Raw genomic sequence first — 23,597 nt, forward strand, 5'->3', positions numbered from 1 at the left:
AATTAAAGTGACTATACTGTTTCTAAAAGCGAAATGGTATTATTTTTGTTATTAAATCATCATTACTAAAAAAAGCACACAAAGTTAGAAGTTGTACCAAAGTCATTCCATATTAAATCCTAAATATAAATTACTAGCGCAACTTGTGTTGGTAACGGTATTCTTGCTATTTCTTAGTTCTTGTAATGTTGTAAAACGCGTAAAAGATGGTGACCATCTTATTACAGATAATACGATTGTTGAGGATGGTAATACCGTAATGACAGAGCGTATTAACAATATTGTTATTCAGAAAACTAATTCTGGAATGCGAAAATTCTTTGGTCTACCTCTAAAATTGCATATTTACAATCTGGCCAGACCTAACATCGATTCTATTTTAGAAGCCAATGTTTTAAGTGACTCGCTTAAAGTAAAACGAAGAATTGCGTTATTTTCTGAGAAACAATTTAATAAGCAATTAGAATCGCGACGAAATTTTAATGCATGGCTAAAACGCACTGGTGAAGCACCTGTAATTTACAACGAAGATAAAACAGAAAAAACAGCAAACAACCTCAGAAAATATTATTATAGTAAAGGTTGGTTTAATAACGAAGTTAATTACCAAGTAGAAAAGGATAGTAATAAATTAGCGCAAGTAACTTATAACGTTATAAAACATACACCTTATGTTTTAGATTCTATAAATCCATATATAAGTAGCCCTAAAATAGACTCGCTTTATCCCAAATTTATTTCAAACTCTTTACTTAAGAAAGGAGAACAATACGATGATGACAATTTTATTAATGAGCGCGAACGCATCAATACATTTTTAAGAAATGCTGGTTTTTATCATTTTGGACAAGATTATATTAGGTTTGAGATTGATACAATAAGCACCAACCACAAAGTTCATACTGATTTAAAAATAGCAAATCGAGTTATTAGAGGTGAAGATTCTGTAACTATCGTTCCATTTAAAATCTATAAAATAAAGGAAGTTAATATTTTTACGGACAGTAATTTTGAAAATAGATTTTTACCAATTACTGATACTACAACACATAGAAACTATAATCTTTACAGTAAGAATAAATTAAAGTACAGACCCAAAGCTTTAACGGATGCTATTTTTATTAATAAAGGTGATACTTATAGCGACATCGCTAGATCGAGAACACAGCGTTATCTCAACGATTTACAAATGTTTAGATATCCAGACATAGAGTTTGTTGAAAACGAAGAAGACACCACACTTACCGCAAACATAAGATTAGAACCTAAAAAGAAATATAGCTTAAGTTTTGAACCAGAAATTAATACCAGTAACATTCAAAAAATTGGCTTTTCATTTAGTACAGGTTTAAAAATTAGAAATGTTTTTAGAGGTGCAGAAACTTTAGAAATATCTGGTGTAGCTGCAATTGGAGCTTCTCAGGATCCAGCTGCAGGAGAAAGTAGATTTTTTGATATTAATGAATTTGGTGGTAATATAAGACTTACAATTCCGAGATTATTTAGTCCTTTTAAAACCACTAAGATTATTCCTAAATTTATGTCGCCAAGCACATCGATGTCTCTTTCTGCAACGAGTCAACAAAATATTGGTTTAGATAAACAATCCTTATCTGGTTTATTTAGTTATAATTGGTATCCATCTAAAACGGTTACAAATACCTTAGACTTATTCAATGTCAATTTTATTAAAAACTTAAATACTAGTAATTATTTTGGGGTTTACACTAATTCTTTTAATAGCTTAAATTCTATTGCAGAAGACATAGGTTATATCGCAGAAGATGAAGAATTATATGACGACACGTTGTCAACCCCTTATTCACCTGCCGACGTTTTTATATCAGATGTTTTAACAAACAATACCAGTTTAACATCAGATGATGACGATTATTCAACGGTACAGAATATAGAGGAACGAAAAGAACGACTTACTGAAGATAACCTTATTTTTTCAACCAGTTTTGATTATAAAAAAGATAAGCGAAAAAATATTTTTGACAATGATTTTTCAGTTTTTAAATGGCGAATAGAATCGGCTGGTAATTTATTATCTGCTATTTCTAATCTTACAGGCGCAGCAAAAAATGATGCTGGCAACTATGAGGTTTTTGATGTTGCATTTTCTCAATACATTAAAACCGAAATTGATTATATAAAGTATATTGATTTAGGAAGGCAAAACGTTTTAGCCTTTAGGAGTTATGCAGGTATTGCTATACCTTACGGAAACTCTAATAGTATACCGTTTGCAGAAAGTTTCTTTGCTGGTGGACCAAATGATAACAGAGCTTGGTCTGCTTATAATTTAGGGCCAGGAAGCTCAAATTCTACAAATGAGTTTAATGAAGCTAACTTTAAGCTTCATTTGAGTGCAGAGCAGCGTTTTAATATTTTTGGACAATGGCATGGAGCATTATTTGTTGATGCTGGTAACATTTGGAATGTACTCGATAACGTTACAGATGAAGCCTCTACATTTACAAGTTTCAGCTCTTTAAAAGATATTGCCATTGGTTCTGGTTTTGGTCTACGTTACGACTTTGACTTCTTTGTTGTTCGTCTAGATACAGGCTTTAAAACCTACGACCCTTCTCAAACTACAAGTAACCGTTGGTTTAGAAATTACAACTTTACAAATGCGGTGTATAACATAGGTATTAATTATCCTTTCTAAGATGCCTTCTTTAACAGATTTCTTTTTGTTTCCATATCTATAAAACGATTAAAACTTAAAAATTGTTCAGTATAAACTATAAGATTATAACAGACTAAGTACTACATCGTTTTCGGTATTTTATAACCTCTCAAAGTAGATAAATACTCAAATTTTATGTATTTTTGATTACTAAATTTTCAATACATTAATTATGAGTCATAATATTAAACCTGGCGTTGCTACAGGTAAAGAAGTTCAGAATATTTTCAATTATGCTAAAGAGAAAGGCTTTGCCTTACCAGCAGTAAACGTTATCGGTTCTAACACAATTAACGGTGTTTTAGAAACTGCAAGAGATTTAAATGCTCCAGTAATTATTCAATTTTCAAATGGTGGTGCTCAATTTAATGCAGGTAAAGGATTAAGTAACGAAGGTCAAAAAGCAGCTATCGCAGGATCTATTGCAGGTGCAAAACATGTTCACCAAATGGCTGAAGCTTATGGTGTGCCAGTAATTTTACATACAGACCACTGTGCTAAAAAATTATTACCGTGGATTGATGGTTTATTAGATGCTAGTGAATTACACTTTAAAGAAACAGGGAAACCGCTTTATAGTTCTCACATGATTGATTTATCTGAAGAGCCAATTGAAGAAAATATAGAAATCTGTAAAAAATATCTAGAGCGTATGAGCAAAATGGGTATGACTTTAGAGATTGAATTAGGTATTACTGGTGGTGAAGAAGATGGTGTAGACAACTCAGATGTTGACGATTCTAAATTATACACACAACCAGAAGAAGTTGCTTATGCTTACGAAGAATTAAGTAAAGTAAGTGACCAGTTTACAATTGCTGCAGCTTTTGGTAACGTACACGGTGTTTATAAGCCAGGTAACGTAAAGTTAACTCCAAAAATTTTAAAAAATTCTCAAGATTATATTTCTAAAAAATATAATGTAGAACATAACCATATCGATTTTGTATTCCATGGTGGATCTGGTTCTACCGTAGAAGAAATCAGAGAAGGAATTAGCTATGGTGTAATTAAAATGAACATTGATACAGATATGCAATATGCATTTTTAAGTGGTGTTAGAGATTACGTACTAGATAAAAAAGACTATTTACAAGCACAAATCGGAAATCCAGACGGAGCAGATTTACCTAACAAAAAGTACTATGACCCACGTGTTTGGTTACGTAAAGGTGAAAACTCTTTTGTAGAAAGACTTAAAAAAGCATTCGAAGACCTAAATAACGTTAATACGTTATAAGATTTATTAAGTATTATTTCAAAACCCATTAGAGCTGTATATCAGAGTTTTAGTGGGTTTTTATTTGCTTATAATAATTCATTTTTCGAGATACTTTTCGCAATTTTTGAGTTATATTTAATAAAATAGTAAGTTTGTACCCTTTACAAATGCAAACTATAACTAACTAAACAAACAAGATTATGAATTTTATAGGTCATAATCATAAACCTGTCCTGAGCATAGTCGAAGGATTAAAATCGTAACCTAAATATGGCTTGGTTTAAAAGAAAAGATAAAGGTATACATACCTCAACTGAAGAAAAAAAAGACACTCCTAAAGGTCTTTGGTATAAATCTCCAACAGGAAAAATAATTGATACCAAAGAATTAGAACAAAATTTTTATGTGAGCCCAGAAGATGGTTATCACGTAAGAATTGGAAGTAATGAGTATTTTCAAATTCTATTTGATGATAATAAATACACAGAATTAGATGCTAATTTAACATCTAAGGATCCTCTTAAGTTTGAAGACACTAAAAAATATCCGGATCGTTTAAAAGCAGCCCAAGCAAAAACGAATCTTAAGGATGCTGTGCGTACAGCTGTAGGTAAATCTAATGGTGAAGATTTGGTTATTGCCTGTATGGATTTTAGCTTTATTGGCGGATCTATGGGAAGTGTTGTTGGTGAAAAAATTGCAAGAGCAGCAGATTATGCCTTAAAAAAGAAAACACCATTAATGATTATTAGTAAATCTGGTGGTGCACGTATGATGGAAGCCGCATTATCTTTAATGCAATTAGCTAAAACTTCTGTAAAACTAGCACAATTGGCAGATGCAGGAATTCCATATATTTCACTTTGTACAGATCCGACAACAGGAGGAACAACTGCTTCTTTTGCTATGTTAGGTGATATTAATATTGCAGAACCTGGAGCACTAATTGGTTTTGCTGGTCCAAGAATTGTAAGAGATACCACTGGTAAAGAATTACCTGAAGGCTTTCAAACTTCAGAATTCTTATTAGAACATGGTTTTTTAGATTTTATAACACATAGAAAAGATTTAAAAACAAATGTGAATTTATATATAGACTTAATTAAAAATCAACCTATACGAGCGTAGATTTATAGTTAAAAATATAATAAGAACAAAAAAAAATAGACCTAATAGTCTCTTTTTTAGTGTTTTAATTCCAAAATTAATATATTGCGCTCTAACCATGTTCTCTTTATAAGTATTTAACCGCACTTTTAAGAAACAAAAAAACTAAAAAATGAAAATTACTACAAAAGTTGGTGTATTATTATTACTAATGGTAACTGCATTTTCTTGCGATGACCTAGATGAATTAACCGAATTTGATGTTACCGAAGATTTCTCAACAACGTTTAATGTTTCTATTACTGAAGATTCTGAAGGTGAACCACAGAGTTTTACTCAAACGTCAACATTAGATATTACTGTTAACCAAGTGATTCAAGATAATTTAGATTTAATTCAAGATATTTCTTTAAATGAATTAACTTATGAAATCACTAATTTTTCTGGTGCCGAAGACGCTACTTTAAGCGATGGCGTTATAACCTTTGGTACTTCTACCGTTTCAATTGCTAATATTAATCTTCAGCAATCTGATATAGATAATACAATTTACACCATTAATGACACTAGTGTATTTAATGCTATCGCAGATGAATTAGAGAATAATTCGATGATTAGTGTTACTGTATCAGGTACAGTAAGTGAAACACCTGTAGTATTCGATGTGTTAGTAAATGCAGACATTACAGCTACAATTGATGTTTTATAGAGTACAACTTTATTGATAAAACAAAGGAGCCTTTCAAACCTATTTTGAAAGGCTCTTTTAATAACTTATTAGCTGGCTTTTTTTAGGTAAACAGAAAACTCAGTCCCAACCCCCACTTCACTCACTATTTCTACTCTTCCACCTAAAGATTCAATATGGTTTTTTGTAATAAAAAGCCCTATACCAATAGCATCTTCGTTGTGATGGAAGGTTTTATACATTTGAAAAACAGTATCTCCAAATTTTTTCAAATCAATTCCGAGACCATTATCTTTTATTTTAAGTACAACAAAGTCTGCTTCTACATACGAGCTCAACTCAATAATAGGATTTCTACCCTCTGCTCTGTACTTAATTGCATTGGTAAGAAAGTTCAATATTATACTATCTAAATATGCAGCCTTTCCTTTAACGCAAAGATCTTCCTCAATTTCATTATAAATTACTGCTTCTGCGTTTTGAGCTAAAGCAATAATATTATAGGTTGCCTTTTCTGCAAAGTCATATAAATTGAGATGTTCCATTTTAGAATCTTCAATCTCTCTAATTTTAGCAACTTGTGTTAAGTGATCCACAGTTTCTTGTAAATTAGAAATAGCGTTATTCAATAATTGAAAATTCTCATTAGATTTTAAGCTCGAAACATCTTCTTCTAAAAATTCGGTAAGTAAAGATAAATTACCAGAATGTGACCTAAGGTTATGCGTAACAATATTCGCAAATGATTTTAAGCGTTCATTTTGCTCCTCTGCAACACTCAACATCAACTTTAACTTGTCTTGGTTTCTTTGTCTATTTGTAATATCAGTAAACTGCCATATCATATGCGCTCGTCCTTCTTTAAAATAGACTAGGGACACATATATTAAAATCCAAAGAATAGAACCATCTTTATGGAAATAGCGCTGTTTTACACGGTATTTATCAATAGTTCCATCAATGAGTTGTTCGTATTTCTTTTCATGGACACCAAGATCTTGAGCATAAACTATATTATGAGTATCCATGTTGAAGAGTTCCCATCTGGTATAACCAAATATATCACAGACACTTTCGTTAACTTTTAACCAATTTCCGTCTAAGTTTACGATGGCAATACCATTGTAGGTATTATTAAATGTGCGATCTAATACGTCGTAGGCATTAGAAAAATTTCGCAGGTGATTTGAGACTTTCATATGTTAAGTTTAAAATGGATTAATCTTATTGAAAGTTATTAGTTAGCAAGGGTTAACTAGGTGTAATCATTATTTATAGCGTATTTAACATCAAAAAGTTACGAAAAAAAACCCAAATCACAAAAAAATAGTATATTTGCCGCTCGAAAGAAAGGCTTTCGTGTACATAAAAATCATTTACAATAATATTAGCATGTATTTATCAAAAGAAGCAAAACAAGAAATGTTTGCAAAGCACGGTAAAGATAAGAACGATACCGGTTCTGCAGAAGGACAAATTGCGTTATTCACGCAAAGAATTAATCACTTAACAGAACACTTAAAACAAAATCGTAAAGATTTTAACACAGAACGTTCATTAGTAAAGTTAGTAGGTAAAAGAAGAAGCTTACTAGATTACTTAACTAAGAAAGATGTCTTAAGATATCGTGCAATAGTGAAAGAATTAGGATTAAGAAAATAATCTCAATATAAAGACCACGCCTAACAGCGTGGTTTTTTGATATAAGACAACTCGGTTTTAGACGAGTATAAAACCTAAAATTGAAGAAGCTTTTTATAGTTTTTCATTGGTCCAAACAACAACGACAACTACAACAACACAACGACCATTGTTTAACAATTATTCTAGCGAGCGATAATGCGTTAGAATGTAGAATTAAAAAAATTATGATTCCAAAGGTATTTAGAGAGGTCATTGACCTTGGTGACGGTAGAGAAATTTCTATCGAAACCGGAAAATTAGCAAAACAAGCTCATGGTAGCGTTGTGGTGCAATCAGGAAAATGTATGTTGTTATGTACAGTTGTTTCCAATTACGAACAAAAAGATGTTAACTTTTTACCATTAACAGTAGACTACAGAGAAAAGTTTGCTGCTGCAGGTCGTTATCCTGGAGGTTTCTTTAAAAGAGAAGCAAGACCAAGTGATGGTGAAGTATTAACAATGCGTTTAGTAGACAGAGTTTTACGTCCATTATTCCCAAAGGATTACCATTCTGAAACTCAGGTGATGATTCAATTAATGTCTCATGACCCAGAAGTTATGCCAGATGCAATGGCAGGATTAGCCGCTTCTGCAGCTATTCAATTATCAGATTTCCCTTTTGAATGTGCTATCTCTGAAGCTAGAGTTGGACGTATCAATGGCGAATTCATTATCAACCCAACATTTGCTCAATTAGAAGAGTCTGACATCGATATGATGATTGGTGCTTCTGCTGATTCTGTAATGATGGTTGAAGGTGAAATGGATGAGATTTCTGAAGAAGAAATGGCAGATGCAATTAAATTTGCGCACGAAGCTATTAAAGTACAATGTGCTGCTCAAGTAAAATTAGCAGAAGCATTTGGAAAGAAAGCTACGCGTGAATACGAACCAGAAAGAGAAGATAAAGATTTAGAGAAGAAAGTGCATGACATGGCATACGATAAAGTATATGCTATAGCAAAAGCTGGATCATCTAAACATGAAAGAAGTGCTGCTTTTCAACAAATAAAAGAAGATATTAAAGCTACTTTTTCTGAAGAAGAATTAGCTGATTATGGTGGTTTAGTTTCTGACTATTACCGTAAAGCTGAAAAAGCTGCAATTAGAGACTTAACCTTAGATGAAGGTTTACGTTTAGATGGTAGAAAAACAGATGAGATTAGACCAATTTGGTGTGAAGTAGATTACTTACCATCTACACATGGTTCTGCAATTTTTACACGTGGAGAAACTCAAGCATTAGCTACAGTAACTTTAGGTACTTCTAGAGATGCAAACCAAATAGATATGCCATCTCAAGAAGGTGAAGAGCGTTTCTATTTACACTATAACTTCCCTCCTTTTTGTACAGGTGAAGCAAGACCTATCCGTGGAACATCTCGTAGAGAAGTTGGACATGGTAACTTGGCACAACGTGCATTAAAAGGAATGGTACCAGATGAAAGCCCTTATACAGTAAGAGTTGTATCTGAAGTTTTAGAATCTAACGGTTCTTCTTCTATGGCAACTGTTTGTGCAGGTACAATGGCACTTATGGATGCTGGAGTACAAATGACAAAACCAGTTTCGGGTATTGCAATGGGATTAATTTCTGATGCAGATTCTGGAAAATATGCTGTATTATCTGATATCTTAGGTGATGAAGATCATTTAGGAGATATGGATTTTAAAGTTACTGGTACTGCAGATGGTATCACAGCTTGTCAAATGGATATTAAAGTAAAAGGTCTGTCTTACGAAATTCTTGTAAATGCTTTACAACAAGCTCGTGCTGGTCGTTTACATATCTTAGGAAAACTAACAGATACTATCGCTACACCAAATAAAGAAGTTAAAGAACACGCGCCTACAATGGTAACAAGACGTGTACCTAACGAATTTATTGGAGCCTTAATTGGACCTGGTGGAAAAGTGATACAAGAAATGCAAAAAGAAACTGAGACGACTATCGTTATAAACGAAGATCCAGTGACTGAAGAAGGTATTGTTGAAATCTTAGGTGTAGGGAAAAAGGGTATTGATGCTGTTATGGCAAAAATAGATTCTATTTTATTTAAGCCAACTGTTGGTAGTGTATACGAAGTAAAAGTTATCAAAATGTTAGATTTTGGAGCTGTAGTTGAGTATATGGATGCACCAGGAAACGAAGTTTTATTGCACGTATCTGAGTTAGCTTGGGAACGTACAGAAAACGTAACCGATGTTGTAAACATGGGAGACGTTTTTGATGTAAAATATTTTGGACAAGACCCAAGAACGCGTAAAGAGAAAGTATCTCGTAAAGCATTGTTACCTAAACCAGAAGGTTATGTAGCAAGACCACCAAGAGATGATAAACGTTCTGGTGGACGTGATAACAGAGGAAGAGATAATCGCGGACGTGATAACAGACGTGATGATCGTAAGCCTAGAGAAGATAAGAAGGAAGATTAATTTCTTTTTAAATCTTAATAAATTTGAAAGCCCAACAGTGATGTTGGGCTTTTTGTTTTATTTATTAAAAAGATTTCTTTTATATTTTTTTCCGAATACAAATCCAAGATGTAGCCCATAAACTCGCAATTCTTTATTAAAATTCATAAATGGCGAAACACTTAAAACAGTATTAGTATTCATTGAATAAAGTAAACTTGCTTTTACATTTAATCCTATAATTATTAGTTTTGATTCGGATGCTTTTCCCCAAAAACTATAAGGTACACTTCCACTAAAAGAAGCAAAACCTGGGTCATATTTATACTTATATTTACTTATATTAAAAACATTAATTGATGGCCCAATCTGAAAATCAGTAATTAACTGTCTACTCAAACTAAACCCTTTAGAAACATGAAACGTAAATACGCTTAAATGGTCTTTAGTGCTACCATCAATGTATGAACGTACAAAAGGTGGATCTGTCTGCGGATCGTAGTTTTCAATTTCATCTAATGACGGATTTCGATTTAGATTTGGAGCATTATATGTGACTGAATTTAAAAACACACCAAATCCGAGAAGCGCATTATTTTTAAATTCTAGCCCTAAGCTTATTCCAAAATCATCTTTAGGTTTAAACATTGTGCCTGCAGATAAGTTAGTCCCAAATATTAATTTTTTTTCTATATTTATAGTTGCTAGAGTATCCTGTGCTTGCGATAACATTCCATAAAATAACGTGAGTAATATTATTATTTTTTTCATAATTGAATGAATTTAGTTTTTACTTAATAAATATTAAAATAGTCTTGTTCATAGATTCAAATCTACTTGTAAAAATCAAGTGTTATTCATTAAAAAAATCGAATTCCACTAAAATAAATTGCAATATTCACAAATAATAGATAAATTACAATTAAATAAAGTGATAAATGCAAAAACAATTCATTCAATATTTAAAAGAGAAAAGTTCAAAAACTACATCGTTTGTCGATGAGATAGCCACTGTTTTAAATATTGGATATGATGCCGCTTACAGAAGAATTAATCTTAAAACTAATTTAACCTTAGAAGAAAGCATTAAGCTTGCTAAGCACTATAAAATTTCACTAAATAAACTCTTTGAAGTAGGAAGTCAAAATACCATTATTGCTGAGATATCTCCAGTTATTACTAATGAAATACATTTAGAGGATTATTTTTCAAAATCTATTGAAAATTTAATGCCTTTAACTAAACTAAAGAGTGCTTCCATTCTGTATTCTGCTAAGGACATTCCACTATTTTACACATTAAAAGATTCATACCTTACGAGATACAAAATATATGTATGGTTAAAACTCACTAATAAGGAAATGACCAAAAACAAAATTTCTTTTGATGAGTTTATAAAAACTATACCTAATTCCTTATTAGAAAAAGCATTTGAATTAGGACAAACCTATAACTACATAAACATTACAGAGTTTTGGAATGATAATACCATAAACGGAACACTTCAACAAATTATATATTTCTTTGAGTCTCAATTATTGTCTAAAGAAATGGCTTTAAAAATTTGCGATGATTTAGAAGACATTGTTAATCATGTCGAGAAGCAAACTATTCAACAGAGTATTATTAATTCAAAAAACAACGCATCTTACAATCTATACAAAAGTGATTTGCTTACTATGAGTAATATCATTATGGTTAAGACAACTCATAAAAAAGCCTTTTTTGTACCTTATACTGTTTTAGAATATTTAAAAATTGAACATCAAGAGACCTGTAATATTATGGACGATTTTTTCTCTCGACAGATGTCTAACTCAAAATTATTAGTCCATTCTGGTGAAAAGGACAGAGTTTTATTCTTTAATAAAATGATGCATAAAATTAATAGGTTAAAAGAGTTAATTAATGTTGGTAACTCTTATGAATTTGAATAAGTTCTTTAATGTTAAATATATCTCAAAAACAATCTAAAGTTTAATAGTAAACGTATATCTATTTTAATTAATCAATCTAATAATTAAGATTTATGTCCGTAAAAAAATACACCTCAAAGACAATATTTAAATCAACAAAAAGTAAAACAAAAAAACTATCAAACGATTTCAGTTTATTCTTAAATAGTAAATCTAAAATAGAAAGCCCTTATAATAAGATTGTTTTATTTAGTTCCTTTTTACTTCTCATAATAGGCATTTATTTCTTGTCTGTTTTTCATAATGATTTCGAACAATTTAGTGCTAACAGAGCAAGTTCAACTTTAGGCTACACATTTATTGTGATAGCAATAGGTTTATTTATATTTAAAGCTGCCTTTTTGGTATTTAAAGCTTATAATTATATTAAATACAAGCCTATTGAAACAGTTTCGAATAAAGAATTACCTACAGTTACTGTAATTGTACCTGCTTACAATGAAGGTAAGCAAGTTTGGGATACACTGATGAGTTTAGACAATAGCAATTATCCACAACATAAGATTCAAATCATATCTATTGATGATGGTAGTAAGGATGATACTTGGGCTTGGATGTTAGATGCTAAAGACAAACTAGGGGATCGATTAGAAATTTATCAACAACCAGAAAACCAAGGAAAACGTCACGCACTTTATCGTGGTTTTAATTTAGGTACAGGCGATATCTACGTTACTGTAGATAGTGACTCTATTGTAACTGAAGATACGCTCAGAAATTTAGTAAGTCCTTTTATAAAAGACGAAAAGTGTGGCGCTGTAGCTGGTAATATTAGAGTTTTAAATAATAAAAAAGAAATGTTACCAAAAATGCTAGATGTAAGTTTTGTAATGAGCTTTGAGTTTGTTCGTTCTGCAGAAAGCAACTTAAATTCTGTATTATGTACACCTGGTGCTTTAGCAGCTTATAGAAGTACTGCTGTACACCAATGTCTACCACAATGGATTAATCAAACTTTTATGGGTAAGGCCTCAGATATTGGTGAAGATAGAGCAATGACTAACATGATTTTAAAGCAAGGGAAGCATGTTTTATTTCAAAAAAATGCAGTAGCCTACACTAATGTTCCTGAGGAATATTTAGGGTTATATAAAATGTTTATTCGTTGGGGAAGAAGTAATGTACGTGAGAATCTTGAAATGGCTAAATACGTTTTTACTAATTTTAGAAGTCAAGGTAAATCTGGAACACGTATTTTATTTATAAGTCAGTTTTTAAAAATAGTAATGAGTTACCCATTACTAATTTCAATGTTGTTTTTTGTAATGGTTCATCCTTTGTTATTTTTAGGTTCTACTTTAGTTAGTATCTTAATTGTTTCGACATTTTCGGTACTATTTTTTACTAGTCAATATAAAACCACACAAGGTATATGGGCTTATTCTTATAGTATTATGTACACTTTTGCATTGTTCTGGATTACACCTTATGCTATTGCAACAGCAAGCAGAAGAGGGTGGCTTACGCGAGAATTGACTGTGACAAAATAAGATTTTGATAAGAGAGCACAAAAAAAATTAATTTAAACAAAAATCTAAAGAAATTCACAAACAGAATTGTTCACTAAATTAAATTTAAAGCGCTAAACCACTAAAAAAACATTTTTTTTCAACGGTTTTGTAACATTTTTATGCATTTTTACGTATAATTAAGAGTAACATTGTGTTGCGAATCATTGCACAAATCTTAAATTAAATGAGACAGCTTAAAATTACCAAGCAGGTAACCAATAGGGAAACTGCATCGTTAGATAAATATTTGCAAGAAATTGGTAAGGTAGATCTTATAACAGCAGACGAAGAGGTAGAATTAGCTCAACGTATTAAAGCTGGTGATCATCTTGCTTTAGAGAAGTTAACAAAAGCCAACTTACGTTTTGTTGTGTCTGTAGCTAAACAATATCAAAACCAAGGATTAACTTTACCAGATTTAATTAATGAAGGAAATTTAGGTTTAATAAAAGCGGCTCAACGATTTGATGAAACGCGTGGTTTTAAATTTATTTCTTATGCTGTTTGGTGGATTAGACAATCAATTTTACAAGCATTAGCAGAGCAATCTCGTATAGTTCGCTTACCTTTGAATAAAATTGGTTCTATTAATAAAATAAATAAGACATTTGCTTTTTTAGAGCAAAGTCATGAGCGACCACCTTCTCCGGAAGAAATCGCAAAGGAGTTAGACATGACTATTAACGATGTTAAGGAGTCATTGAAAAATTCTGGTCGTCACGTAAGTATGGATGCGCCTTTAGTAGAAGGAGAAGATTCTAATTTATATGATGTATTAAGAAGTGGAGAATCACCAAATCCAGATAGAGATTTATTACACGAATCTTTAAGAACTGAGATTGAACGTGCTTTAGAAACCTTAACACCTCGTGAAGCAGATGTTGTGCGTTTATACTTTGGTTTAGGTAATGAACACCCAATGACACTTGAAGAAATTGGAGAGACATTTGATTTAACGCGGGAACGTGTAAGACAAATTAAAGAAAAAGCTATTAGACGATTAAAACATACGTCTAGAAGTAAAATATTAAAGACATATTTAGGTTAGTTTTTTATATAATTATCGACTAACTTAAGGAAGACAACAACAGTTACAAACATAACTGTTCGTTTTTTGATTGATGAAAGAACCCACGGCTGATTACCGTGGGTTCACTTTTTATAATCTATTCTAATGTTAAAACTAATCCATATTAGATTACATATCCAAGCAAAGACTTTAACTACTAACCACTTCTTTTTCTACTCAATTTATTTACCTTTGTCTAAATCTAAATAGATTATCATAAAATGGCTACAAAATTAATTGCTCCTTCTATGCTAGCTGCCGATTTCGGCAACCTTCAACGTGATACAGAAATGGTTAACAATAGTGATGCTGATTGGTTTCATATTGACGTAATGGATGGACACTTTGTACCAAATATATCCTATGGTATGCCAGTAATTGCTGCAATTAAAAAACACGCTACAAAACCATTAGATGTACATTTAATGATTGAAAAGCCTGAACGCTATATAGAAGAATTCGCAAAAGTTGGTGCAGATATTATAACGGTTCATTATGAATCTACTGTTCACTTACATCGTACACTTAGACAAATTAAAGATGCTGGTTGTAAAGCAGGCATTGTTCTTAATATAACTACACCTCTAAACGTTTTAGAAGATATACTACCTGAGTGTTATATGATTTTATTAATGTCTATAAATCCTGGCTTTGGTGGTCAAAAATTTGAAGACATCACATACAAACGCATTAAGAATCTTCGCAAAATGATTAATGAGCAAGGTCTTGATACTCGAATAGAAGTTGATGGTGGTGTTACAGACAAAAACATAAAGCAATTAATAGAAGCTGGCGCAGACACTTTTGTTGCAGGTAGTCATGTTTTTAAAAGTGACAATCCAACAGCAACTATTAAAAACTTAAAAGATTTAGCTAATTCATAGCATCATTTTTACGTTAATATTTTTAGAGTTGCTTTATCAAGTAGTTAATTAAATCCGTTGTGGTCACAATACCGACTAATAAGCCATTATCTACAACTGGTAGTGCGTGAAATTCTTTTTTTGATAAAATCTCCGCAACTTCCTTAATGGTATTATCAGAAGAAACAGTAACTACGTTCTTAGCCATTACCTGATCTATAGTAAACATATTATAAACTAATGTATCTACTTCGGTTTCTGTTTCATCTACAGCATCTGCAAAGCTAATCCTTAACAAATCGGTGTAACTCAACATTCCTATTACAACCTCTTCCTTAACAACAGGAATATGTCTAATATTATTTCGTTTAAATAATAATTCTGCACTTTCTAAATCATCCTCTCTAGTAAGAGCAATGATATCTCTAGACATTATTGTAGAAATTGGTTCGCTATTTTTCATAATCTTAGGTTTTATAATTCATTATTAAAAATAGATTATAAAAGCTTAAAAAATTATGATAATTATCACCTAATTATAAGTGAATTACTCTTTATTTCCATAGCCATAATTATAACCATAATTATAACCATAACCATAAGACTTATTGGTATCTACACTATTTAGAACGTAAGCAATATTCTTTAGTTTACCAGACTCATATAAATCTTTAGAATAATTTAATAAGTTTTTCTCTGTATAGTTAGCTCGTACAAGATAAATAGTAGCATCTGCTAATTTAGAGATTAGCATGGTATCTGTTACTAAAATTGTTGGTGCGGTATCAACTACTATGTAATCGTACTCTTCCCTTGCTTCTTCTAATAATTTCTCAAAACGTCCATTGGTCAATAAATGAGCCGGATTTGGAGGAATACTACCTGATAAAATAATATCATGGTTAGGATGCTTTTCAAAACCTTTAATTAAGGCGTCTCTCCAATCGTAGTTTGCATCATGCAAATAATTAGATAATCCTGGCTTATGTTTTTCTTCTGAAATGTGCGTGTGAATTTGTGGGTTTCGTAAATCTGCACCAATTAATAGAACCTTTCTATTTATACTTGATAGGGACAATGATAAATTGATACTTACATAAGTTTTACCTTCACCTTTGATTGTCGATGTACAAAAAATGACACGACCTTTATTATCTGATTTTACAGGTAATATATAGTCTACATTAGAACTTAATATTCTAAATGCTTCGGCTTGTACTGAATTATCTTCCGGATTAGTAAAAATTAACTGATCACTTTTTACTTTAGGTAATTCACCTACAATAGGTATTTTAGGATTTCTTTCAAGTACATCTTCTCTTCCTTTTACCTTAGTATTTAGTAACTGAATTACATATAGAATTCCAAATGGAATTAATAAACCAGATAAAAGAGCCATTAGATATATACTTCGAGGATTAGGAGAAATTGGAGAACCTCCAGAAATTGCATATTCAACAACCTTAATTGATGGCTCAGTAATAGCCAAATTAATAGCTGCTTCTTCTCTCTTTTGCAGAAGAAATAAATACAAACTTTGTTTAATTTCTCGTTGTCTATTAATATCCGTCATTGCCTTTTCTTTCGCAGGTAAACTATAAACTTGCGATGAAAACTTTCTATTCTTACGCATAATCTGCGCTTTTGATGCTTTCAATTGCTTCGAATAAGAATCAATTGAAACGAATATATTAGATTCTACTCCTTTTAATTTAGAATCTAAAGCGATTACACTCGGATTACTTTCACCTCCACTTACCATTAAATTTTCACGTTCAAAAACAAGTGCATTATAATTATCTACTAAACCAGCGATACTTGAGTTACTAATTCCAATATTTGCAGGCAATAATCCTGATTTAACATCCGGTTTCTCTACTGTTTCTTTCAGTAGGTCTGTAATCATCAGTTGTCTTTCAACCTCAAATAATTCACGTTCTGACAAAGTACGCTGTGAAATTCCCAATTCTGCGTCAGACTCTAGTGTTATGAGGTTATTCTTTTGTTTATAATCTTTAATATCTATCTCTATAGAATCTAATTCATTAGCCAATAAGGCATAGCGTTCATCTATAAAATTAATTGTACGCCGCGATATCTCCTGACGGTCATTAATACCATCCTCATTAAAAACATCTATAAGTGTATTTAATACACGTTCATTTTTAGATTTACTCTGACTCGTATAATGTAATTCAAGTAAATCACTATTTGCTCCAAGAACTCCAACTTCGACCCTATTCTTTAAACTTGCAGTTACAGCAGGTACTGAAGACAATCCAACAATATAAGTTTTACCAACAAAATTATTAATATCTTTTAGAGTATCTAAACTTAATTCAAAAGGTAGGTTATGATTTGATTTAGTCGTTTCGAAATTTTGAAACAACAAAGTTTGCCCAGTACTTGATGGCGTCACCTCAAATGCTTTCGGTTTTACTACTATTTTATAAGAAGAGCTTGTAAATATACTATCATTCCCAACCGTTTTTAAAATATTAAAAGGCAATTGGCTTATCTCAGTAGTTAACACATTCCCTTCTTCATAATAACGCATTGTTAAATTAAGCCGATCCACTACATTCTCTATTATTCTATAGGATTTTAGTATTTCAATTTCGTTTTCAAGATTAATATTAGACCTATTAAATACAAACGCAGAAGATGGTAACTCTAAACCTTTTGTTTTATTTAGTATTTTAATTTTTGCACTAGATTTATATACTTTAGGGGTATATCTCAAGTATATTACTGCGGCCACAAATGCTAATACGATTCCTAAAACGAACCAGTACCAATAATGTAAGTATTTTCGGATTTCTCGTTTAATAGTCTCACCTTGATCATGACCATTCTGATAATTACTTTCTTGAAGTTGACTCATTTTATTTTGTAATTAAAACAATTGTAGTGAAAAGAATTGATACTACAGAAATTAAAGTGCCTACATTACCAACAAAACCAGCGCTTTTAACTTTAGGATTATTAGGATCAACAATAATAGTGTCATTAGGCTTAACAAAATTAAATGGTCCGTTTAACCAATCAGCAGACGTTAAGTCGATATGAGCTATTTGTTGTATTCCATTTTCATACCTTATTATTTTAACATCTTCGCGTTTACCATTAATCGTTAAATCACCAGCATAACCTAAAGCTTGTAATAAAGTAACATTCTGCTCTGTAAAACTAAAAGTACCAGGTTGGTTAACTTGTCCTAGCACTGTAACTTTAGCATTAACTAATCTTACATCTACCGTTGGATTTTTTAAGTGACCACCATCTACTAATAATGCCTTTAAATAAATAGCAAATTGCTGTGTGGTCTTATCTGCAACCGATAACACACCTAATATTGGGAAATTAATCGTTAAATCCTCTGACACCAAATACCCATCTAACTGCATTAATTCAACACTGTTTCCTACACCACCTGTTTTTTTATTATATGGAATAGCAGAATCTGGTATTAATGCACTAACGTTAATCCTTAAAACATCATTAGGTTGCATTAGAGAATTAGTATAGGCAATTTCTTGGTTAGAATATTGATCCGCATCTTGTAAATAAAGAATTTCTTTCTTACTTGTACATGAAAAAACAAGCATAAAGCAAAATAAAAAACAAAAGTACTTTAACATTAGTAAGTATTTAATATAGCGGCAAATATAAGCGCAATAATACTTTTGACAAAGTATTAGTTAATCTAGCTTATAAAATAGATTAGATTCAATAAAGCCCTATTTATTTTTTATCCAATTGAAAATAAAGTATAAAGAATAAAGTATAGTACCCGAAACTAGTAATAATACCAGTTGCCAATTTATATCAAAATTTCTTGAGAAATAGGTCACAAATATTAACACAATATTTGTTAACACAATTGTTGTAGTCGTTTGTTTATGTGTAAACCCACAACTTAAAAAGCGATGATGCAAATGATTATTATCAGCAGTAAAAGGACTCTTTTTATGAACTACAATTCTTATAAAAAAGATTCTTAACGTATCAAGTAAGGGAAAAAATAATATTGACAACGTTAACACAGGTGAAGAAGAACTAAATAAACTCGTATTTGAACTTTCTGAAGTATCTATAAATCGTACGGCAAAAACAGCAATAATAAATCCTAAAATCATGGATCCAGAATCTCCCATGAACATTTTTCTTCGTTTCGAAAAATTAAAATACAAAAAAGAAATAAGCGCTCCTATAGCAGAAGCGGCCAGTACAACCATGCTAATATCGTCGTATAAATAAAATAGAATTCCAAAAGCAATACAAGCCATCAATGCTAAGGATCCAGCTAATCCATCTACACCATCAATTAGATTAAAAGCATTAATAACCAAAAGATAAACAAAAAGTGTAAACCCAACAGAAATCCAGTACGGCATAATAGTAATACCTAATATTCCTGAAAAACCATAAATCCTTGTATCTGTAAAAATAATTAAAAGAAATGCTGCCAATAATTGACCAATAAATTTCTTTCTAGGTGATAATATTAAGATATCATCTTTTAATCCCAAAAAGAACAGTACTGTAATGCCTCCTAATATTAAAAACAAACTCTTGGTCTCTAAAGGTGCACCTGTAATAGTAAGAGCAACTACAATACTTAAGTAGATACCAATGCCTCCTAAGTTTGGCACTGTACCAGAATGACTACTTCTATGACCTGATTTATCTAACAAATTCTTTTTTAAGGCCACTAAAATAATTGCAGGATAACTAGCAAAAGACACCGCTAAGGCTATAAAAATAGCAATAAGAACTAACCAACCAACGTAATCTATTGGGTTAAAATTTTCAAGTAATTCTTTTACCATGATTTAAACAATAATTTTTAAAGATTTAGGGACACAAAGTTGCGATAAATATATGATTTCAATCTAGATAATAAAAACTTAAAATATAAAATAAAACCTATGATACAAACTGCTTTAGTTTAGACACGTTTTTTATGAAAATTGTCACCCAACCTCCTACATCATTTACTTTAATAGCCCTATAATCTTCCTTTGTTTTCTGCATAATATTTTTCAAACTTCTATTACTCGCTCCTCCTACTCGCATTTTCACAACTGTTTTAGGAAGAAAATAAAACTTTAAATCATCTTGCTTAAATATACGCAAAATAAAGTCATAATCTGCAGCTATTTTATAAGACAAATCAAAACCACCATGTTTATCGTAAAGTTCTTTCTTTAAATATAGTGTTGGATGGGCTGGCATCCAACCTTGCTTTAAAAGTTTAGATCGAAATGGTTCACTTACCCAATTTCGTATAACCTTATCTGTGTTTTCTAATGCTATATAATGTAGGTTACCATAAACACCATCAACATTTTCACTTTTAAAAGCATTTACAATATCCTCAATAATAAAAGTTTCTGCTAAAAAATCATCAGAATGTACAAAACCAACAACGTCACCTGTAGCTTTCATTATTCCTTTATTCAAAGCATCATAAATACCCTTATCTGGCTCAGAATTAAAAACAATTTCTGGGTGTTCTGCCGCTTTTTCTTCTATATAACTTAACGTTTCATCTTTAGAACCACCATCTACAATAATATACTCAATATCACGATAGGTTTGATTCAGAACAGAGTCCATACAAGTCTTAATTGTACTTGCACTATTATAAGTTGCAGTAATTATAGAAACTTTCATTTACTAATTATCAATTTTTCTGGTTTTTACTTTAACCGCAGGATTACCACTATAAATCCCATAGGCTTCTAAATTACAAGTTGCCACTGAACCTAAACTAAGAACCGCATGACTTTCAAAAATAACACCTGGAGCTACACTACCTTTAGCACCTACCCAACTCCCTTCTTTTAAGTGAATTGGAGCGACAAACAAATCGAAACTTGAGATTTTGTAATTATGGTTTCCACAAAGTAAAAGTGCGCCTTGAGAAATACAAACATTGTCTCCTAACGTAACTTGATCTAGGTTATCTATCCAAACGGATTCTCCGACCCAACAGTTATTACCAATACTAAGTTTCCATGGGTATTTAATAGTAACTTTTGGTTTAATTACAACACCATCACCTATTTTAGCTCCAAATTGTTTTAACAAAAACAATTTTAAACCTGAAGAGATATTCCAACCGCCTTCAAAAAAAAACCAACTTACAAAATACCATAGAAGTCGTTTTATTTTTGAACCTGGATTATACCAACTATTATCATATTTAGACAAGTCTGTTTTCAAAATACTGGGACCGCTTTAAGCTTTATTAGATTTAATTAACCCATCAAAATAATTAATCGTTTTCCCTAAACCTTCTCTAAGATGAATCTTTGGTTCCCAGTCATTTAACTCTTTTTTAGCCAAATCTATTACTGGTTGACGTTGCATAGGATCATCTTGAGGCAATGGTAAATGAATGATTTTTGATTTTGAATTAGTCAATTCTATAACCATTTCTGCCAATTCTAACATTGTAAATTCTACTGGATTACCTATATTAACAGGTCCGACAAAACCATCTCTACTATTCATCATACGTATTGTTCCTTCTACAAGGTCGTCAACATATTGAAAGCTACGTGTTTGTGTACCTTCTCCAAATATGGTTATATCATCTCCTTTTAAAGCTTGCATTATAAAATTAGAAACAACGCGTCCATCTTGAGGATGCATTCTCGGACCATAGGTATTAAATATTCTAATAATTTTAATCGCTACTTCGTTTTGTGTGTGATAATCCATAAATAGGGTTTCTGCACAACGCTTACCTTCATCATAACAAGATCGCAAACCTATAGGATTCACATTTCCCCAATAACTCTCTGGTTGTGGGTGCACAGATGGATCTCCATAAACTTCACTAGTAGAAGCTTGCAAAATTTTTGCACCTACACGTTTAGCCAGACCTAACATATTTATAGCTCCCATTACAGAAGTCTTTATCGTTTTAATAGGATTATATTGATAATGAACTGGTGATGCAGGACAAGCCATATTATAAATTTCATCAACCTCAATCATATAAGGGTTAATAATATCATGACGTACCAATTCAAAATAATGGTGATCCATTAAATGCTCTATATTATTCTTAGAACCTGTAAAATAGTTATCTAAACAAATCACTTCGTTTCCTTCATTAAGTAAACGTTCGCATAAATGTGAGCCTACAAAACCCGCACCTCCAGTAACTAAAATTCTTTTCATTTATAATAATTATTTAATGTGTTCAAAAATAAGGCTTTATTTTGTTCTATGAGCTCTGGGTTTTCAGTAAATTTCTTCGAAAAGTTAACAGATGCATTAGACCATGTATGATATTCATCTTTGTTCATAGCGCAAAATAATTCTATTGCTGCTATAAACTCATTCTTCTTCGTTAACGGAATATTAAACCCTAGTTTATCTTTTTCTAGGCCTTGCCATGGTGTTTGGTCTGAAATAACCACTGGACAACCATTTTGCCATGATTCCATAATAACATGACCAAAATTCTCATGTTGTGTTGGCAATAATAATATGTGCTGATTAATTAATTTTTTTGAAATGTCTTGATGCGGAATAGCTCCTAAATATTTTACCGAAATATTTTTGGGGAGTTGTTTTATTTTAATCTCACAATCTTGCCAATATTCCATTTCATCTTTTGGTCCAATAATACTAAAGCTAACGTTATATAAGTTCTTTATTTCAGCCAAATAATTAATAGCTTCTCCCAAATTCTTCTTAACCGCAATACGAGATAAAAAAAACACATTAAGCTCGTTTACTCTCTTCTCTTTTGGCTCAATTTTTTGTTTCGCTTTAGCTGATAAATTTGGAGCTAACAATACATTACATCCTTTCCCAAAATGTGTATATACCTCAAAGGCTTCACTTTCTGCAGTAACATGCCAAACTACTTTTTTTTGCAACCCTAAAACCTTAAAAAGGGTTAGGAATATTTTTTTCTTTAATGGCTTAATTTCTAAAGCTCCCTTACCCAACATTCCTCTAGGTGCCAAAACCTTACGAATGTTTAAATTCTTAAAAAGCATTAACGGTAATAAAGTAAACTTTTGAGAAAATAGTGAATTAAAATACACCACATCAAAAGCTTCTTTAATAAATAATTGTTTATAATACTTTAAGGTTTGATGAGCTGGATCTAAGTAAACAACTTTAAACCCGTCTTTCTCACTCCATACATTTAATGCCTCTTCAGGTAAACTTAATGGACTGTCCAAATCTGAGTTAGAGGTCGCAATATAATAATCAAATTCAGTCTTGGTGTGATTTACTAGATTAGCTATGGATTGAATAGGGCCACCAGCTTTATAAGCAGGTAAAAACCAATCGATGCATATTAATACTTTCTGTTTCTCCATTATTGC

At 31.5% G+C, this 23,597-nt stretch carries 20 protein-coding genes; 10 read left to right on the top strand and 10 right to left on the bottom strand.

From position 1 onward, the window contains the following. Positions 1-91: 91 nt before the first annotated feature. From Q0807_RS03920 to Q0807_RS03935, 4 genes are all read left to right on the top strand, one after another. Positions 92-2,677 (top strand): BamA/TamA family outer membrane protein, encoded by a 2,586-nt coding sequence (locus tag Q0807_RS03920; RefSeq protein ID WP_299106625.1) that lies wholly within the window; start codon positions 92-94, stop codon positions 2,675-2,677. 193 nt (positions 2,678-2,870) lie between these two features. Beyond that, entirely contained in the window at positions 2,871-3,938 is a 1,068-nt protein-coding gene (gene fbaA / locus Q0807_RS03925) for a class II fructose-bisphosphate aldolase (protein WP_299106627.1), read from the top strand. Positions 3,939-4,190: 252 nt separating this feature from the next. After that, entirely contained in the window at positions 4,191-5,048 is an 858-nt protein-coding gene (gene accD / locus Q0807_RS03930) for an acetyl-CoA carboxylase, carboxyltransferase subunit beta (protein WP_299106629.1), read from the top strand. Positions 5,049-5,199: 151 nt separating this feature from the next. Then, on the top strand, positions 5,200-5,736 hold the full coding sequence (locus tag Q0807_RS03935) for a hypothetical protein (RefSeq protein ID WP_299106631.1): 537 nt from the start codon (positions 5,200-5,202) through the stop codon (positions 5,734-5,736). Between the two features lie 68 nt (positions 5,737-5,804). On the opposite strand, the gene Q0807_RS03940 is transcribed toward Q0807_RS03935, so the two are convergent. Then, positions 5,805-6,914: a PAS domain S-box protein gene (locus tag Q0807_RS03940; RefSeq protein ID WP_299106633.1), complete on the bottom strand. Its 1,110-nt coding sequence runs from the start codon at positions 6,912-6,914 to the stop codon at positions 5,805-5,807. Between the two features lie 193 nt (positions 6,915-7,107). Between Q0807_RS03940 and rpsO the strand changes: the two genes are divergently transcribed. Then, positions 7,108-7,377 carry a 30S ribosomal protein S15 gene (gene rpsO / locus Q0807_RS03945; RefSeq protein WP_299106984.1) on the top strand — a complete coding sequence of 90 codons (270 nt, stop codon included), beginning with the start codon at positions 7,108-7,110 and terminating at the stop codon, positions 7,375-7,377. Positions 7,378-7,583: 206 nt separating this feature from the next. Further along, positions 7,584-9,836, top strand: coding sequence for a polyribonucleotide nucleotidyltransferase (locus Q0807_RS03950; protein WP_299106635.1), 2,253 nt, complete (start codon positions 7,584-7,586; stop codon positions 9,834-9,836). 57 nt (positions 9,837-9,893) lie between these two features. On the opposite strand, the gene Q0807_RS03955 is transcribed toward Q0807_RS03950, so the two are convergent. Beyond that, positions 9,894-10,586 carry a hypothetical protein gene (locus Q0807_RS03955; RefSeq protein ID WP_299106636.1) on the bottom strand — a complete coding sequence of 231 codons (693 nt, stop codon included), beginning with the start codon at positions 10,584-10,586 and terminating at the stop codon, positions 9,894-9,896. 167 nt (positions 10,587-10,753) lie between these two features. On the opposite strand from Q0807_RS03955, the gene Q0807_RS03960 reads away from it, so the two are divergent. The 4 genes from Q0807_RS03960 to rpe all read left to right on the top strand — a co-directional run bounded on the left by Q0807_RS03960 (position 10,754) and on the right by rpe (position 15,255). Then, positions 10,754-11,752 (top strand): hypothetical protein, encoded by a 999-nt coding sequence (locus Q0807_RS03960; protein ID WP_299106638.1) that lies wholly within the window; start codon positions 10,754-10,756, stop codon positions 11,750-11,752. A 92-nt stretch (positions 11,753-11,844) separates the two neighbouring features. Further along, entirely contained in the window at positions 11,845-13,281 is a 1,437-nt protein-coding gene (locus tag Q0807_RS03965) for a glycosyltransferase family 2 protein (protein WP_299106640.1), read from the top strand. A 205-nt stretch (positions 13,282-13,486) separates the two neighbouring features. Beyond that, complete coding sequence (locus Q0807_RS03970) at positions 13,487-14,350, top strand: sigma-70 family RNA polymerase sigma factor (RefSeq protein ID WP_299106642.1); 864 nt, start codon at positions 13,487-13,489, stop codon at positions 14,348-14,350. Positions 14,351-14,592: 242 nt separating this feature from the next. Further along, positions 14,593-15,255 carry a ribulose-phosphate 3-epimerase gene (rpe, locus tag Q0807_RS03975; RefSeq protein ID WP_299106644.1) on the top strand — a complete coding sequence of 221 codons (663 nt, stop codon included), beginning with the start codon at positions 14,593-14,595 and terminating at the stop codon, positions 15,253-15,255. 22 nt (positions 15,256-15,277) lie between these two features. Here rpe and Q0807_RS03980 read toward each other — a convergent pair whose 3' ends face one another. The 8 genes from Q0807_RS03980 to Q0807_RS04015 form a co-directional block, all read right to left on the bottom strand. Further along, positions 15,278-15,697, bottom strand: coding sequence for a CBS domain-containing protein (locus Q0807_RS03980; RefSeq protein WP_299106646.1), 420 nt, complete (start codon positions 15,695-15,697; stop codon positions 15,278-15,280). A gap of 84 nt (positions 15,698-15,781) precedes the next feature. After that, complete coding sequence (locus Q0807_RS03985; RefSeq protein WP_299106648.1) at positions 15,782-18,118, bottom strand: polysaccharide biosynthesis tyrosine autokinase; 2,337 nt, start codon at positions 18,116-18,118, stop codon at positions 15,782-15,784. Position 18,119: 1 nt separating this feature from the next. Then, the gene (locus Q0807_RS03990) at positions 18,120-18,842 is read right to left on the bottom strand and encodes a polysaccharide biosynthesis/export family protein (RefSeq protein WP_299106650.1); all 723 of its coding nucleotides are present in this window, start codon (positions 18,840-18,842) and stop codon (positions 18,120-18,122) included. A gap of 132 nt (positions 18,843-18,974) precedes the next feature. Further along, positions 18,975-20,066 (bottom strand): glycosyltransferase family 4 protein, encoded by a 1,092-nt coding sequence (locus Q0807_RS03995; RefSeq protein WP_299106652.1) that lies wholly within the window; start codon positions 20,064-20,066, stop codon positions 18,975-18,977. 97 nt (positions 20,067-20,163) lie between these two features. After that, positions 20,164-20,913: a glycosyltransferase family 2 protein gene (locus Q0807_RS04000; protein ID WP_299106654.1), complete on the bottom strand. Its 750-nt coding sequence runs from the start codon at positions 20,911-20,913 to the stop codon at positions 20,164-20,166. A 3-nt stretch (positions 20,914-20,916) separates the two neighbouring features. Next, positions 20,917-21,465, bottom strand: coding sequence for a WcaF family extracellular polysaccharide biosynthesis acetyltransferase (locus Q0807_RS04005; protein WP_299106656.1), 549 nt, complete (start codon positions 21,463-21,465; stop codon positions 20,917-20,919). A gap of 15 nt (positions 21,466-21,480) precedes the next feature. Beyond that, entirely contained in the window at positions 21,481-22,431 is a 951-nt protein-coding gene (locus Q0807_RS04010; protein ID WP_299106658.1) for a UDP-glucuronic acid decarboxylase family protein, read from the bottom strand. After that, positions 22,428-23,591: a glycosyltransferase gene (locus Q0807_RS04015; protein ID WP_299106660.1), complete on the bottom strand. Its 1,164-nt coding sequence runs from the start codon at positions 23,589-23,591 to the stop codon at positions 22,428-22,430. The genes Q0807_RS04010 and Q0807_RS04015 overlap by 4 nt, the downstream gene beginning before the upstream one ends. Positions 23,592-23,597 lie beyond the last annotated feature (6 nt).

The organism is uncultured Winogradskyella sp., from assembly GCF_947495255.1.
Taxonomy (GTDB): domain Bacteria; phylum Bacteroidota; class Bacteroidia; order Flavobacteriales; family Flavobacteriaceae; genus Winogradskyella.